Source organism: Georgenia sp. TF02-10 (assembly GCF_022759505.1).
Lineage (GTDB): Bacteria > Actinomycetota > Actinomycetes > Actinomycetales > Actinomycetaceae > TF02-10.
Genome location: NZ_CP094289.1, coordinates 238,357 through 253,640 on the forward strand (window position 1 = coordinate 238,357; position 15,284 = coordinate 253,640).

Sequence of the window (15,284 nt, forward strand, 5' to 3'; positions counted from 1 at the left end):
CACTCGCTGCTCGCCAGCCCCGAACGCCGCCGTTCTAGCACAAACACGCGCACCCGCAGACCAGAATGGGCTCGCGCTCGGGGTCGAAAGGCGGGCGAACGGGCGTGTCTCGGACATCCGAGGTCAGTTTGCCCGCACAGCCAGAAGGCGCTGCAGGCCTCCATCGTCGTCCGTGAGGTCCTTGCCGTGGCCGAACCCTCCCGGCTCGAGGCAGGCCTGGGCCCCAGCCTTCACGGCGTTGCCGGCCAGGAGGTGGAGGGGCGTCTTCGAGACGATGCCCACGAGCACCCGCCCGATGAAAGCGTCACCGGCGCCGAGGGTGTCGACGGCAGTGATCGGTCGTGGCGTGGCTTGCTCGACCCTAGTTCCGTTCGAGACGTGAGCGGGAAGGCCCCCGCGGGTGAGGATGACCCATCGCGCACCGCAGCTGTGGGCCCAGCTGACGACGTCGGCTGCATCATCGTCGTCGAGGTGGGAGCCAGAGAAGGCGGCGACCGTGACGTGGCGTAGCAGCTTCTCCGCCCCCCGAGTGCGGATGCGGTCGTCGAAGTCGTACGAGACGGCGACGTGTCGGGAGATATCGGCGACGACGTGGTCCAGCTCGCTGCAGTAGCTAACGTGGGCCAGGTCGAAGCCGGCGACGAAGTTGACGTCTTCGACGGTGGGTGTGAAGACGCGGACCCCCTTGTCGGTGGCGCCGAAGTAGCGGTCACCGTCGATATGGCGCACGACGGTCCTCGACGTGACCCCAGGGACGACGCGGACTCGGGTGGTGTCCACTCCTTCGGCAGCGAGCGCGTCGCAGAGCAGGGCGCCGCGCTCGTCGTCCCCGACCTGGCCGACGTACGCTGTCTCGGCACCGGCTCTGGCCGCCCATACGGCGACGTTGACGCAGTTTCCGCCCGGGTACATCGTGCCCCGGTCCACGTAGCAGTCGGTGACGTTGTCCCCGATGGCCGCGATCCGAACCATCAGTAATCGACCTTCCACATGTAGCGGCGGTCCTTGAGGGAGTGGCCGGACCATGCCTCGAAGTGCTCCGCGAGCCGGCCCAGGAGGGTGCTTGAGACGACGAGGGTGCCGACGAACGGGCGCATCCCCTCCGGCACGCCGGGAAGGGACAACATGGCGCCGTCCACGACGTGCACCTTGTCGGTGTACCGCTCGAGGAACCGCAGCACGCGCTCTCCCATGGGCCGGGTGGGGTCCTCGCCGATGAGCACGATGACCGGCAGGTCCTCGGTCGCCATCTCGAACGGGCCATGCAGGAACTCCCCTGACCCCACCGGGACAGCGTGCTTCCACTGCATCTCCTGCAGATAGCACATGGCCAGAGTGTTGGCGGCCGACTCCAGGGCGCCGGAACCGAGGACGTAGACCACCGGCTCGGAGTGCAGGGCCGCGGCGATGCGGTCGAGGTCGACCTCGAACTCCTCGATCGCCGAGCGGAACGCGCCAGGCGCCGCCTGGAGCGCGGTCATCGCCTCGGTGTGGTCAGGTGCCGCGTCCAGGGCCCGCAGCAGTGACCAGCCGATGAGGGACAGGACGATCTGCTTAGCCTCGATGCCCTCGTGCAGGACCAACTCAGGGCAGGCGCGCCCGACCACGCTCATGGGGTCCTGGGTGACACCGACGACCGTGGCGCCGACGTCTCGGGCGTGCGCGGCGGCACGGGCGGTCTCGGCGGTACCGCCGTTGGTGCTGCTGATGACGACGAACGAGCGGGCACCCAAGGCGGCCGGGCGGCGTGTGAGCAGCTCGTCGGCATTGACGGTGAACGCCGGGATGGGGCTGCGGTCGAGCAGGACCCGGAGCGGTCCGAAGCCGAACAGGGAGCCGCCGCAGCCGACCAGGAAGATGTTGTCCAGGCCGGCCCTTGTGGCCCGGTCGACGAGGGCCTCGATCTGGGGGCGAGTGCCGAGGGCCGTCTCGATACGGGCAGTGAAGTCGTCCGGGACCGGGCGCAAGGGAGCGGCAGGGGTGGCGACAGGCATGGTGGACCTTTCTGACGTGTTTGGCGGCGGTCAGTCGGCGCGCCGCAGGGGGAACTGCTGGTGGAGGGCCTGGATGAGCTCGATGACGGCCAGGCTGTCGTGGGCGTCGACGGGCGGTGGGTCACCCTCGCGCAGGGTTGCGGCCAGGCCACGGTAGAAGGCCGCGTAGTCGCCGGGATCGGTGGGCACGGGCTGCTCCTCGCCGGTGCGGCCGAGAACGCCCCACTGCTCGCGGGGCCGCTCCCCGAAGCCGGGGTCGGTGGGTGAGGCGCCGGCCTTGAGGGCCGGCTCCTGCGGGTCCAGGCCGTAGGTTGTAAAGCCGGCCTGCGAGCCGAGCACGCGGAACCGCGGGCCCAGCTGGGGGGCCAGCCCGTTCATCCAAAGGTGGGAGGTCACTCCGCACGTATGGCGGAGCGCAACGAAGGCATCGTCGTCGGCCCCGTCACCGGACCGGTACCGGACCAGCTCGGCGTGGGCGTCCTCGACCGGCCCGAAGAGCTGGAGCGCCTGGTCAAGCAAGTGCGGGCCGAGGTCGAAGAGGATGCCACCACCCTCACTGGCTTGCGCGGCGGCCTTCCATACCTTCGGCTCCTCGGGCTTCCACCACTCGAAGCGGGACTCGAACCGCCGGACATGACCAAGCCGGCCCTCCTCGATGAGGCGGCGGACTGTGCGGAAGTCGCCGTCCCAGCGCCGGTTCTGGAACACGGTGAGCACCCGGCCGGCCTCGGCAGCGTGGTCTAGGAGCTCACTGCCCTCCTTCCCCGTGAGCGATAGCGGCTTCTCTACGACGACGTGCAGGCCGGCATCGAGCGCAGCGTGCGCCTGCTCGGCATGGCGGGCCGGTGGCGTGGCGACGATGGCGAGGTCGAGGTCACCGGCCCGCTCAAGGAGCGTGTCGAGGTCGGCGACGACGTCCGTACCGGGGTGGTCTGCTCGGGCCGCCTCTGCCCGCCGGGCATCGGCAGTGACGATGGTGTCGAGGTGGAACGCGGAGTCGGCTGCCAGGAACGGGGCGTGAAAGTGGCGTCCACCGGTGCCGTAGCCGATGACGGCGGTGCGGATGCTCACAGCACCTCCGAAAGGAAGGTGCGCAACCGGCCGCTTTGGGGGTCGTCGAACAGTCGCGCCGGTGGCCCGGCCTCCACGACCTCGCCCTCGTCCATGAAGACGACCTGGTCGGCGACCTTGCGGGCGAAGTTCATCTCGTGGGTGACCACGACCATCGTCATGCCGCGGCTCGCCAGCGAGGCCATGAGGGTGAGCACGCCCTTGACCAGTTCCGGGTCGAGGGCGCTCGTGACCTCGTCGAAGAGCATGACCTCCGGCTGCATCGCCAACGCCCGAGCGATGGCCACCCGCTGCTGCTGACCGCCGGAGAGGTCCCTGGGCCGGTGGTCGGCGCGGGGCCCCAGCCCGACCTCGTCTAGCCGTTCCCGGGCGATGGCCAGCGCCTCGGCCTTCCCCATGCCCTTGACCTTGCGCAGCGCGAGCGCCACGTTCTGCAGGGCGGTGTGGTCGGGGAAGAGGTTGAAGTGCTGGAACACCATGCCGATCCGCTGGCGCAGCCGGTCAGGATGGACGCGCAGCGCGCTCTCACCGGCGATGAGCACGTCGCCGCCCTTGGGCTCGTGCAAGCGGTTGACGCCACGCAGCAGCGTGGACTTGCCCGAGCCGGAGGGCCCGATGATGCAGGTGGTGGTGCCGGCCGGGACGTTGACCGTGATGTCCCGGATGACCTTGAACTCGCCGTAGGCCATCGAGAGGTTGATCAGGTCGAGGCTTGAGCCCTCGTAGGTGGGTGCGTCGGTGGAGACGGCCGTAGTCGCGGAACTCATGTGTTCTCTCCATGCTGGAGGGCGGAGACCTTGCGGTCCATCTCGTGGACTTCCATCAACCCGCTGGTGGGAGCTGCCGGACGCCGGCCGGTGCGGAAGCGGTTGTCGAAGTAGTTGACGAGGTGCGTCAACGGCACCGTAATCACCATGTAGAACGCGCCTGCCAGGACGAGCGGGGACAGGTTGCCGGTGAGGACGGCTGCGTCCTGGCCGACACGGAACAGTTCACGCTCGGTGACTAGCAGGCCGAGGAAGTAGACCAGTGAGGAGTCCTTGACTATGGCGATGAACTGGTTGACCAGGGCGGGCAGGACACGCCGCACGCCTTGGGGGACGACGACCAGTCGCATCGCCTTGGCATAACTCATGCCGAGGGCCCGGCAGGCCTCGAGCTGGCCCTTGTCCACACCCTGGATGCCGGCGCGGAAGATCTCGCCGATGTAGGCCGCGGCGATGAGCGAGAGGGCGAGGATCCCGAGCGGGTACGGCGATGGCCCGAAGATCTCCTGACTGAACCGGGCGAAGCCCTGACCGATCAGCAGGATTGTCAGGATCGCCGGGAGGCCGCGGAAGACGTCCGTGTAGACGCGCGCGGGTAGCCGCAGCCACGGGCTGCGCGATATTCCCATTATCGCCAGCAGCATGCCAAGCACGAGCCCAATGATGGTGGCTGCTGCCGAGATGATGAGGGTGTTCTTCAGGCCGGTCCCCAGCATCTGTGGGAAGACCTGCCACATGGCGTCGAAGTCGAGGAAGGTGCGCCCGAGCAGCTCCAGCCAGTCGTTCATAGGTCGCTCCTTTGCCGGTGGGGGACCCGGTCGTCCACAGGCGGTCTGGGCCGAATGCGCGTGCACGGCCCGGGCCTGCCCGGGGCCAGGGATCAGGGAGTGGTGGTCGGGCTGGGGTCGTCGGAGGTCTTGTCCGAGGAGGGCAGGTACTGGTCAGGCATCGGGGAGCCGGGGAACCACTGCTGGTAGAGGTCGCGCCAGGTGCCGTCCTCCATCTTTTCCTTGATGCAGACGTTGAGCGCCTCGCGGAAGGCGTCGTTGCCTGGCGCCACAGCGAAGCCGGCCGGCGCGTCGAAGGAGGGGATGTTGATGGCCATCTCCACGTCGTACTGGCTGGTGTACTGCTTGGCCGCTTCGTAGTCGGCGAAGTGAGCGTCGACGGCACCGCTGTTAACCGCAGAGATCCCTGCGTTGTTGTCAGGGAAGCGCACGATCTCGGTGTCGGGGAAGTTCTTCACCGCGTAGGCATCCTGCAGCGTGCCCTGGACCACGCCGAGACGAATTCCGGCCAGGTCGGACTCCTCGGTCACGCCTGCGCCGGTCGGGGTGATGACGGTGAGATACCCCGCGAGGTAGCCCTCGGTGAAGGCGACGGTCTCCTCGCGCTCCTCGGTAATACCGATCGCGGCGACGCCGACATCGAACTGGCCGTTGGCGACGGCCGGGAGAATGGCGGAGAAGTCCTGGCCGGTGAAGACCACGTCGTCGATACCGACACAGCTTGCGACCTCCTTGAAGAACTCTACGTCGAAGCCGGTGAACTCCCCGTTCTCGTCGGTGAAGGTGTACGGGCGGGCGTCCCCCATGCTGGCCGCCCGGATGCTGCCGGGATTGATGAGGTTGAACTCGTTGTTCTGATCCGCGGCTGCGCTGTCGGAGGGGGTGCCGCTGTCGGTGCCGCAGGCGGTCAGCGCGAGCAGCGCGGTGGCCGACAGGGCGGCCCAGGCGGTGCGGGAGGTGATGTGCATCGTGGCGATCTCCGATCTGGTAGGTCAGGCCCCAAAGCGGCCTGGGCGGAAGGAGCTCAGGAGGGGGCTGGGGGTGCCGGTGACGACCTCGCGGGCGAGAAGCTCACCAATGATGAGCGCCAGGGTGGCGCCGGAGTGGGTGAAGATGACGTGGTAGCCAGTGATGCCGGGCAACTCGCCAACGACGGGCTCGCCATCGCCGGGGATGGGCTTGGGCCCTACGCCGTATGACTTCAGTTCCAAGGTGGGGTTGCCGGCGAGGACGCGGGAGCCCTCCTCGAGAAGACCGGCAAGCGTGGATTCGTGAACGCCATAGCTGCCGTTCTCGCCGATGACGATCTCCCGCTCGGACCAGCCGGCGTCCATGACCAGGCAGCCGTCGGGCGCGGGCCGGATGGCTACGCGAGGGGTGTTGAGGACCGATCGTAGGTCGGCGCCCACGGGCGGCGTGCGCACCAGCAGCGACACTGGGGTAGCGTCCGGGACGGTGACGCCGACGTCGGCAAGCATGGCCGGGACAGCCGGCCCCGTTGCGAGGACTGCCGCGTCTACCTCGAGGGTCTTCCCGGAGGCAGTCCTGACTCCGGTGACGGTGTCGTCGCTCACGACGACGGTCGAGCGGCCGGCGTTCTCCACGACGGTCCCGCCGGCCGAGACGAACTCATGGGCGAGATGCTCGATCAGCGACGGAAGCTCGACCCACCCCTCGCCTGGGTTGAAGATGGCACCCTCGTCCGGTATGGCGGCAGGGTCGACACCCGGGATCCTGGCGGCAACGTCGTCGCGGCTGAGCCACTGCGCGTCATAGCCGACCCGGCGCATGTGCTCGAAGTCCGCCTGGTGACGCTCCGCGCGGCCGGCCGGTGCCCAGGTGAGGCCACCGTCGAAGCGCAGCCAGTCGCTGACGTCGCCTCCGGCGGCAAGCCTGCGGTAGCGGTCGAGTCCGAGCATGCGCAGCTGGTGGTAGGCATCGCTGCGCCTGCCGTAAGAGTTCAGCCAGGACAACGAGCGGCCGGAAGCCCCGCTGGAGAGCTGGGCGTCCGTCACCAGTGTGGCGTGGGCGCCCTCCCGGGCCAGGGCGGTGGCGGTTGCGGCCCCGAGGACTCCGCCGCCCACGACTGCGACCCGGCCGTTGTGGACTCGCTCAGGCATGAGCGTTCACCTCTTCGCGGTCAGGATTGAGAAGGTTCTCAATCCGAGAGTGATAAGGTTCTCAGCAGGTCCGGCGGACGTCAAGAGGTTCACGAGAAGTACGCGCGAGGAGAGCGCCATGGGCAGGCCAAGGGCCAGACGGGACCAGGTCTCCATCCCCCAGGTGGCCCGCGCGGCGGGCGTGTCCACAGCAACCGCGGGACGTGCCCTCGGGAACTATGGGTCCGTCAGCCAGCAGGCACGGGAGAAGGTGCTGTCCGCGGCGGCAGAGCTGGGCTACCAGCGCAACGACCTCGCCAGGGCGATCATCACCGGACGCAGCGACACAATCGGCCTCGTGGTGGCGGACATCGAGAACCCGTTCTTCGCGGCTGCCGTGCGCGGGGTGAGCGACGCCGCACGGGCCGGCGGGTTCGAGGTGCTGCTGTCCAACACCGACGAGGATCCCGACCGGGAGAGGTCAGCGGTGGACATCCTGCTGGCGAAGCAGGTCGACGGGCTCGTGGTGGCACCGACCGCGGGCAGCACCGAGCACCTGGTCCGCGCCCAGCGCTCGGGGTGCCCCGTGGTGCTGCTCGACCGGCGGCTCGAGAACGTGGAGCTGGACATGGTGCTCGTCGACAACTTCCGCGCGAGCTCCGCGGTCGTTGCCCACCTGGCGCAGGCCGGACACCGGCGGATCGCGATGGTTACCGGCGGTACGCGAGCGTCAGAGCCGGCGGCTCCGGGCCAGAGGGGGGTGTCCACCGGTCGCGACCGCGTCGAGGGCTTCCTGCGCGGAATGCTCGACGCCGGGATCCCCGACCCTCAGCGTTACCTCCGGACCGCGGCCGGCACTCCCGAACAGGCACATGCAGTCACCACCGAGATGCTCGCCCTGCCCGAGCCGCCCACCGCGCTGTTCGCCTCGGACAGCCGCGTCGCCCTCGGCGCACTGCGTGCAATCCGCGAGGCCCCGCTGCGGGTGCCCGAGGACATCTCGCTCGTCGCCTTCGACGACGCCGACTGGACCGGGGTCGTCACACCGTCGGTCACCGTCGTCTCCCAGCCGGCTCAGGCACTCGGCTACCGCGCCGGGGAGATCCTCATCGGTCGCATCGCGGGCTCGGAGGAGCTGCCCAGGAACGAGCTGATGTCCACCGTGTTCATCGAGAGGAACTCGGTGGGACCCCCGCGGGCCTGGTAGTGCTGCATTGCCGCGATGCGCACCAGCAGGGCCACGCAGATGGGGTCCATCACGTGGCGATACGGTGGTCTCACCACGCGGGCAAGCGATACACACCCCCCGACGCCATGCACGAGTCCAACGACGGACGGGGCGGAAGAGACTGTGCCGACAGTGGCGCCGCGAAAGCTGAGAGACCCGGCGCCCACCGGCGATCCGGCCGTTGGCGCGTTCGAGCCCGGAGCGCTGACCACGGCAGCCGCTCTACCCTTCCCGGCGTCGCCGGCCGTCTCCAGCGTGGCCATAACAGCACGGCCAGGTAGAGCGTCCAGAGCCCAACCCGATCGAGCCAGGCCAGGGCAGGGCGGCAAGACCGGCCAGGAAGACGGTCCGCGGCGCGGTCGCAGCCACCATGAACCGCGCCGGCCCAAGATGCCGACGAGCGTCCCGATTACGACCCGGAGCACCGTGGCCGCAGGCTGGGCGGAAACCTTCGTCCCCGAGGCTGACAGCGGTTCGTTTGTGTTCGGAAGAGGAGCAGCGGCATGACGATGCAGAAGGTCGCGTCGGCAGTGTCGGCGGAGGTCGCCGCTACCAGGAATCACTCAACGCCTCGCCCTCGCGCTGGACCGGCCGTCTCACATCACAGCCTTGCCCCGTTCCGCTTGTCATCATCCCGACAAGCCCCGGATTGCAGGACGCGCTGCCGACGCCCGGCCTCCCTACCGCGCCATGTCGACGAACCTCGAGTAGTGGCCCTGGAACGCCACGACGATGGTGTCCGTCGGCCCGTTGCGGTGCTTCGCCACGATGATGTCCGCCTCCCCGGCCCGCGGCGACTCCCGCTCGTAGGCGTCCTCGCGGTGGAGCAGCATGACGACGTCGGCGTCCTGCTCGAGGCTGCCCGACTCGCGCAGGTCGCTCATCATCGGCTTCTTGTCCGTCCGCTGCTCCGGGCCGCGGTTGAGCTGGGCGACGGCGATGACCGGGACGTCGAGCTCCTTGGCGAGCAGCTTCAGGGCCCGGGAGAACTCGGAGACCTCCTGCTGGCGGGACTCCACCCGCTTGCCCGAGCTCATCAGCTGCAGGTAGTCCACGACGACGAGCCTGAGGTCGTGCCGCTGCTTGAGCCGGCGGCACTTCGCCCGGATCTCCATCAGCGACATGTTCGGGCTGTCGTCGATGAACAGCGGCGCCTCGGAGACCCGGCTCATCGCCGTCGCCATGCGGGTCCAGTCCTCCTCCCGCATGGTGCCCTTGCGCATGTTCTGCAGCGGCACCTGGGCCTCGGCGGAGAGCAGCCGCATGGTGAGCTCGGTGCGGCCCATCTCCAGGGAGAAGATCACCGACGTGAGCCCGTGCCTGATAGACGCCGACCGGCACATGTCCAGGGCGATAGTGGAGTTGTGGGTCGGGATCATCGACCGCGACGCCAGGTACAGGTGGGTCGGGTGGTCGACCTGGACGCACCGCACGGGGACGCTGTCCACCGGGCGAACCTTGGTGATGAAGCGCGACGTTCGCCGGGGTGTGGCGTGCCGCCGCCTGTCGCGCTGCGTCTGCTGCTTGCGCGGCAGGGCGAAGACGTCATCATCGGTCGTGAAGGTGATAGTCCACGCGGTGGAGTTCTCCGCGCGGCGGCCGCGGACCGTCCGCTCTGACCACCCAGTGCGGTATCCGAGGGTATGCAGGAGTTCACGGACGTCCCTGGCGAGGCGCCTGCTCGTGACTGTGAACTGGACCGACCCGGTGGGACTGACCGTGCCGTCGGTGTCGAGCAGACCGGCAAGCAGCGCCCGACGTTGATCGACGCTCGCACGCAGGTACTGCATCGGGATGTGCTTCGAACCCAGGACACCGATCGTGCGCAACCTGGCACGCACACTCCCACGGGCTCGCCAACAGCTCATGCAGAGACGCCCCGCAGCGGGCGCCGCGCAGTAGACACACGCTCGCGACATGCCCTTCGGCGACCGGTTTGGAACGGTTGCGCCGTGGGCGGCGCCATCTGGCGAGGCAAGCGCTAGGGACGCGACGCCAGCAGGAGAGGGAACCCTCAGGCGCCCTGTGAGTGGCTGAGCGATGGAATAGCTCAACCGAGCCCCCGCCCGGACCGCGTACCCCGCCGCCCTGACGTTCGTGGCGATCTCGGGGTCACCGGTCGTAAATCGCGCTTCCGCGCTGCTTCCGTCGCCCAGCCATACACCAAGAACGTACGGATCAACCAGGAGCTCTGCCTCCGGCAGCTCGAGCGGCTTCGCGTTCACGACGGAGTGGTTCAGTCGCATGTCAGCAGTCGAGCACCTCAGCGTCTCGGCGATCGCCCGCGTCGTCCGAACCTCGGGGAAGGTCTGCTGATGTCGGGAGCGGTTGTACTGCGCCGCTGCAGCCTGCGCGGACCTGCGTGACGCACGGCTTTCGGTCAGCCACAGGTGCTCGGCGTCGGCGACGACCGTGGTGCCATCGTCGAAGGTGATCTCGTAGCAGGGCCGGTCGACCATGACCTCGGTAGCGGCCACGACCTTCGTGGGCGTGCCGTCGCCGGCGAGCAGCTCGTCGCCCACCCGGACCTCGCCCATGGTGGTCCACCCCGTCGGGGTGGGCAGCGGGGTGTCCAGCGCGAGCGCCTTCCCGATGGCCGGCCGGGCCGCGATGATGATCATCTGCCCGCCGTGCAGGCCGTTGGTCAGCGCGTCCAGGTCGGCGAACCCGGTCGGGACGCCGACCATGCCCTCCCCCCGGTCCGCGGCGTGCTCGATCTCCTCCATCGTCAGGTTGATGGTGTCCCGCAGCGGCACGTAGTCCTCGCTGGTGCGCCGCTCGGTGACCGCGTAGACCTCGGCCTGGGCGGAGTTGACCAGGTCCTCGACGTCGCCGCCGTCGGTGGCGTAGCCGAGCTGGACGATCCGGGTGCCGGCCTCCACCAGCCGGCGCAGCACGGCCTGCTCGCGGACGATCCGGGCGTAGTAGCCGGCGTTGGCTGCCGTCGGCACCGAGGAGATCAGCGTGTGCAGGTACGGGGCGCCGCCGACCCGGCCGAGCTCCCCGCGCTTGGTCAGCTCCGCCGCCACGGTGACGGCGTCGGCCGGCTCCCCCCGGCCGTAGAGGTCGATGACCGCCTCGTAGATGAGCTCGTGCGCCGGGCGGTAGAAGTCGTTGCCGCGGATCTCCTCGACGACGTCGGCGATGGCGTCCTTGGACAGCAGCATGCCGCCCAGCACGCTCTGCTCGGCGGCCACGTCCTGCGGCGGGGTGCGGTCGAAGGACTCCCGGAGGTCGAAGGTCCGGGACCCGATCTGCTCGTCGACCGTCACTGAGCACTCCTTCTGCCGCGTCTACGGCCAGTCCTACCGCCCGCCACCCACATCGCCGGCGGACCCGCCGGTCGTGCGACCAGCTCGGCTGTCCGGCGAGGCAGTCGGCCCGGCCGGTCCGGGCGAGGTCGTCCGCCCCGCCGGTCGTCCGGCCAGATCGTCCGCCCGCGCGACCGTACGCCGGCGCGCTCCTCCCCAGCGAACCCGGGGTGTGCACGGGGGCGACCTATCCTGTGGACCGCGTGGGGACGGCGGACCAGCGGTTGTGCACAGCCGGTGGACAACCGTGTGGAGAACAGCGGTGGGATTCGCGCTCCGGGGCCGCAGCGCGTCCCCAGCCGGTTGCACAGGGTGTGGACAGAAAGAGGGACCGATATCAGTGGACGACACTCCCGAGTCCGTCCGTGACCCTAGAGCGGTACCTGAGGCAGAGGCCGGCGGCGCGGTTCCCCCGGGAGGTGCCACGGCTCCGGGAGGGGGCAGCACGGTCCCCGGGGCGGGCGGCGCGGTGCCCGCAGGAGGGGCCGTGCCCGAGGTGGGCAGCACGGTCCCCGAGGTGGGCGGCACGGTCCCCGAGGTGCGCGGCACGATCCCGGGCCCCGGAGCGCCGGCCCCCAGCCCCACGGCGGCGGCCCCCACCGGCCGCGACCTCGACCGGCAGATCCTCGCCCTCGCGGTCCCCGCGCTCGGCGCGCTGGTGGCGGAGCCGCTGTTCGTGCTGGTGGACTCGGCGATGGTCGGCCGGCTGGGCACCGGGGAGCTGGCGGGCCTGTCGCTGAGCTCGACCCTGCTCACCACCGTCGTCGGCGTGTTCGTCTTCCTGGCCTACGCCACGACGGCGGCCACCTCCCGGCGGATCGGGGCCGGGGACCGGGTGGGCGCGGTGGCGGCCGGGGTGGACGGCATGTGGCTGGCGCTGGTCCTCGGCCTGGTGTCCGCCGCGGTCGCCGTCGTCGCGGCGCCGTGGGTGGTCGCGGCGATGGGCGCCCCGCCGGCGGTGGCCCCGCACGCCGTCGCCTACCTGCGCTTCTCCGCCCCCGGGCTGGTCGGCATGCTGCTCGTGCTCGCCGCCACCGGCACCCTGCGCGGGCTGCTCGACACCCGCACGCCGTTCGTGGTGGCGGCCTGCGGGGCGGTGGCCAACGTCGGCCTGAACGCGCTGTTCATCTACGGCATCGGGCTGGGCGTGGCCGGCTCCGGCCTGGGCACCGCCGTCGCGCAGACCGCCATGGCCGCGGCGCTGGTGACGGTGGTCGTGCGCGGCGCCCGCGCCGCCGGGGTGGGGCTGCGGCCGCGCGGCGCGGGCATCTGGTCCGCCGCGCTGGCCGGCCTGCCGCTGCTGGTGCGCACCCTCACCCTGCGGGCGGCGATCCTGCTGACGGTCGCCGTCGCGACGGCGCTGGGCGCGGTCACGCTGGCCGCCTACCAGGTGGTCAACGCCATGTGGGGGCTGGCGGCGTTCGGCCTGGACTCCCTGGCGATCGCCGCCCAGGCGCTGGTCGGGCAGGGGCTCGGCCGCGGCGACCCCGCCCTGGTGCGGCGCGTGCTGTCCCGGACGCTGCGCTGGGGCACGGTGGGCGGGGCCGTCCTCGGGCTGGTCTTCGCCGCGGCCGGGTGGTGGCTGGCCCCGCTGTTCACCGGCGACCCCGAGGTCCGCCTTGCGGTCGCCGTCGGGCTGGTGGTGGCCGGGGCGTGCCTGCCGATCGCCGGCTGGGTGTACGTGCTCGACGGCGTCCTGATCGGTGCCGGCGACGGGCGGTACCTGGCCTGGGCCGGGGTCGCGACCGTCGTCGTCTACGCCCCGCTCGCCGCCGCGGTGTGGGCCTGGGCGCCCGGCGGGGCGGCCGGGCTGGCCTGGCTGTGGGCGGCCTTCGGCGGGGCGTTCATGCTGGCGCGGGCGGCGACCACCGGGCTGCGGGCGCGCGGCACGTCGTGGATGGTGCTGGGCGCCGAGCGCTGAGCGGGGCAGGTGCCGAGCGCCGCGCTGAGCAGGCAGGGCCGCCCGGACCGGGCACGCCGCCACCGCCGCGCAGCCGCCCGGCCCGATGGGCGAGGATGCACCCATGCGCATCACCCGGCCGGTCGCCGTCGTCGCGGCGGGGCTCGCCCTGCTCGGCGGGGCGGGCCTCGGCGTCGCCCAGCTCGTCCGTACCGACCCGCCGGAGCCGACGATCGCGGCGGTCGACGCCTCCGCCGGCGACGTCTCCGCCTTCCCCGTGCCCGGCACCGCGACGGTCCACCCGCGGTCCCAGCTGAGCTTCCGGGGGGTCGCCGCGGCGGACCTGGGCGAGGTCGCCGTCGTCGGGTCGGAGAGCGGGGAGCACAGCGGCAGCCGGCTGCCGCACTCCGACGGCGCGGGGGTCAGCTTCGTGCCCGACGAGCCGTTCGCCGAGGGCGAGGAGGTGAGGGTGACGACGGCGCAGGACGTTCGGGGCGCCGAGGACGGGGACTACACCGTGCGGGTCGCCGTGCTCGGAGACCGGCCGCGGCTGCCGGTCCCGCCGGTGCAGGAGGTCGGGGAGCCGCCGGCCGACGGCGAGGAGACGCTCGCCGTCGAGCACGTCCGGCAGTACGCCTCGGCCCCCGGGATCAACCCGCCGGTGGTCGACGTCACCGGGCCCAAGGCGGGCACCGCCCCCGCCGGGGAGGCGAACCAGGCGACCCCCGGCCTGACCGCGCTCGGCGTGAAGAACGGCTACGGGCAGAAGGGGCCGATGCTGGTCGACGACGCCGGCGAGCCGGTCTGGTTCCGCCCGCTGACCGGGGTCGACGCCCGCGACGTCACGGTGCAGACGCTCGCCGGCGCCCCGGTCCTGACCTGGTGGGAGGGCCGCAACGCGACCGGGTACGGCTACGGCGAGGCCGTCGTCGTCGACACCGCCTACGAGGAGGTCGCCCGCGTCCGGATGGTCGGCTACGACGCCGACCCGCACGAGGCGCTGCTCACCGCGGACGGCACGATGCTCCTGCTGGCCTACGAGCCGGTGCGGATGGACCTCTCCCGGGCCGGCGGGCCGACGTCCGGGCAGGTCATCGACAACATCGTCCAGGAGATCGACCTCGAGACCGGCGCCGTGCTCTTCGAGTGGCACAGCGTCGGCGCCGTCGGCCTGGCGGAGTCCTACCTGCCGGCCGACGACGGCCCGCGGTTCGACTACTTCCACCTCAACTCGATAGCCGTCGACGACGACAGCAGCCTGCTGCTCTCCGCCCGGCACACCTGCGCCGTCTACGACATCGACCGGGTCACCGGGTCCGTCCACTGGCGCCTGGGCGGCCGGGAGAGCGACTTCGCCCTGGGCGAGGGGGCGGGCTTCCTCAAGCAGCACGACGCCCGCCGGGGGGCGGACGGGTCGATCACCCTCTTCGACAACGGCGGCACGTGCGGGCCGACCACCCGGGAGTCCTCCCGCGGGCTGGTCCTGGACGTCGACGAGTCGGCCATGACGGCCGAGCTCGTCCGCGAGTACCCCCACCCCGAGGGGCTCTTCGCCGAGAGCCAGGGCAGCTTCCAGCAGCTGCCCGACGGCGACGTGCTGCTGGGCTGGGGCAGCCTGCCCCGGTTCACCCTGATGTCCGGCGACGGCGCCGTGCGGCTCGACGGCGCGGTGCCCAAGGACCTGCAGGTCACCTCCTACCGGGCCCGCCGGGTGGAGTGGACCGGCCGGCCGCGCACGGACCCGGCGGCCGTGGTCGCCGACGGGGCGGTGGCGGTCAGCTGGAACGGGGCGACCGAGGTCGCGGCCTGGCGGGTCCGCGACGCCAGCGGGACCGAGGTGGCCGCCGGCCCGCGGGAGGGGTTCGAGACGCGCCTCCCGCTGCCCGCGGGGACGGGGCCGGATGGGCTGGCGGTCGAGGCGCTCGACGACTCCGGGGCGGTGCTCGGCCGGGCGGCGGTGGGGGCGGCCGACGACTGAGGCCCGGCCGCGCGCAGGCCGGGGCGACCGGCGGTTGACGGCGCGGTCTCCGGATGTGCCGGGGCGACGACCGCCGTGCGGCCGGCGACCAGCGGCGCTGATCTCTGGCGATCAGGTGGGATGAAGCGGCCGCAGGGCCCGGCGACCG

Annotated in this window: 11 protein-coding genes; 3 read left to right on the plus strand and 8 right to left on the minus strand. The window is 71.3% G+C overall.

Translation table 11 applies throughout. The features are described from left to right. Window positions 1-123: 123 nt before the first annotated feature. The 7 genes from MF406_RS01140 to MF406_RS01170 form a co-directional block, all read right to left on the minus strand. Entirely contained in the window at window positions 124-972 is an 849-nt protein-coding gene (locus MF406_RS01140) for a PfkB family carbohydrate kinase (RefSeq protein ID WP_242896207.1), read from the minus strand. Beyond that, a complete protein-coding gene (locus tag MF406_RS01145; protein WP_242896208.1) occupies window positions 972-1,994 on the minus strand; it encodes an SIS domain-containing protein in 1,023 nt (340 codons plus the stop codon). The genes MF406_RS01140 and MF406_RS01145 overlap by 1 nt, the downstream gene beginning before the upstream one ends. A 30-nt stretch (window positions 1,995-2,024) precedes the next feature. Then, complete coding sequence (locus MF406_RS01150; protein ID WP_242896209.1) at window positions 2,025-3,065, minus strand: Gfo/Idh/MocA family oxidoreductase; 1,041 nt, start codon at window positions 3,063-3,065, stop codon at window positions 2,025-2,027. Next, on the minus strand, window positions 3,062-3,832 hold the full coding sequence (locus MF406_RS01155) for an amino acid ABC transporter ATP-binding protein (protein WP_305852980.1): 771 nt from the start codon (window positions 3,830-3,832) through the stop codon (window positions 3,062-3,064). The genes MF406_RS01150 and MF406_RS01155 overlap by 4 nt, the downstream gene beginning before the upstream one ends. Next, window positions 3,829-4,620 carry an amino acid ABC transporter permease gene (locus MF406_RS01160; protein ID WP_242896210.1) on the minus strand — a complete coding sequence of 264 codons (792 nt, stop codon included), beginning with the start codon at window positions 4,618-4,620 and terminating at the stop codon, window positions 3,829-3,831. Before MF406_RS01160 ends, MF406_RS01155 begins: the two co-directional genes overlap by 4 nt. A 92-nt stretch (window positions 4,621-4,712) precedes the next feature. Further along, entirely contained in the window at window positions 4,713-5,588 is an 876-nt protein-coding gene (locus MF406_RS01165; RefSeq protein WP_242896211.1) for an ABC transporter substrate-binding protein, read from the minus strand. Between the two features lie 24 nt (window positions 5,589-5,612). Continuing rightward, on the minus strand, window positions 5,613-6,740 hold the full coding sequence (locus MF406_RS01170) for an FAD-binding oxidoreductase (protein ID WP_242896212.1): 1,128 nt from the start codon (window positions 6,738-6,740) through the stop codon (window positions 5,613-5,615). A gap of 118 nt (window positions 6,741-6,858) precedes the next feature. On the opposite strand from MF406_RS01170, the gene MF406_RS01175 reads away from it, so the two are divergent. Beyond that, window positions 6,859-7,926 carry a LacI family DNA-binding transcriptional regulator gene (locus MF406_RS01175; RefSeq protein ID WP_242896213.1) on the plus strand — a complete coding sequence of 356 codons (1,068 nt, stop codon included), beginning with the start codon at window positions 6,859-6,861 and terminating at the stop codon, window positions 7,924-7,926. A 701-nt stretch (window positions 7,927-8,627) separates the two neighbouring features. Here MF406_RS01175 and dnaB read toward each other — a convergent pair. Further along, window positions 8,628-11,219, minus strand: coding sequence for a replicative DNA helicase (gene dnaB / locus MF406_RS01180; protein WP_242896214.1), 2,592 nt, complete (start codon window positions 11,217-11,219; stop codon window positions 8,628-8,630). A gap of 589 nt (window positions 11,220-11,808) precedes the next feature. Here dnaB and MF406_RS01185 point away from each other — a divergent pair. Both MF406_RS01185 and MF406_RS01190 read left to right on the plus strand, forming a co-directional pair. Then, window positions 11,809-13,179: an MATE family efflux transporter gene (locus MF406_RS01185; RefSeq protein WP_242897907.1), complete on the plus strand. Its 1,371-nt coding sequence runs from the start codon at window positions 11,809-11,811 to the stop codon at window positions 13,177-13,179. A 103-nt stretch (window positions 13,180-13,282) separates the two neighbouring features. Next, on the plus strand, window positions 13,283-15,136 hold the full coding sequence (locus MF406_RS01190) for an arylsulfotransferase family protein (RefSeq protein ID WP_242896215.1): 1,854 nt from the start codon (window positions 13,283-13,285) through the stop codon (window positions 15,134-15,136). The last annotated feature ends 148 nt before the right edge of the window (window positions 15,137-15,284 follow it).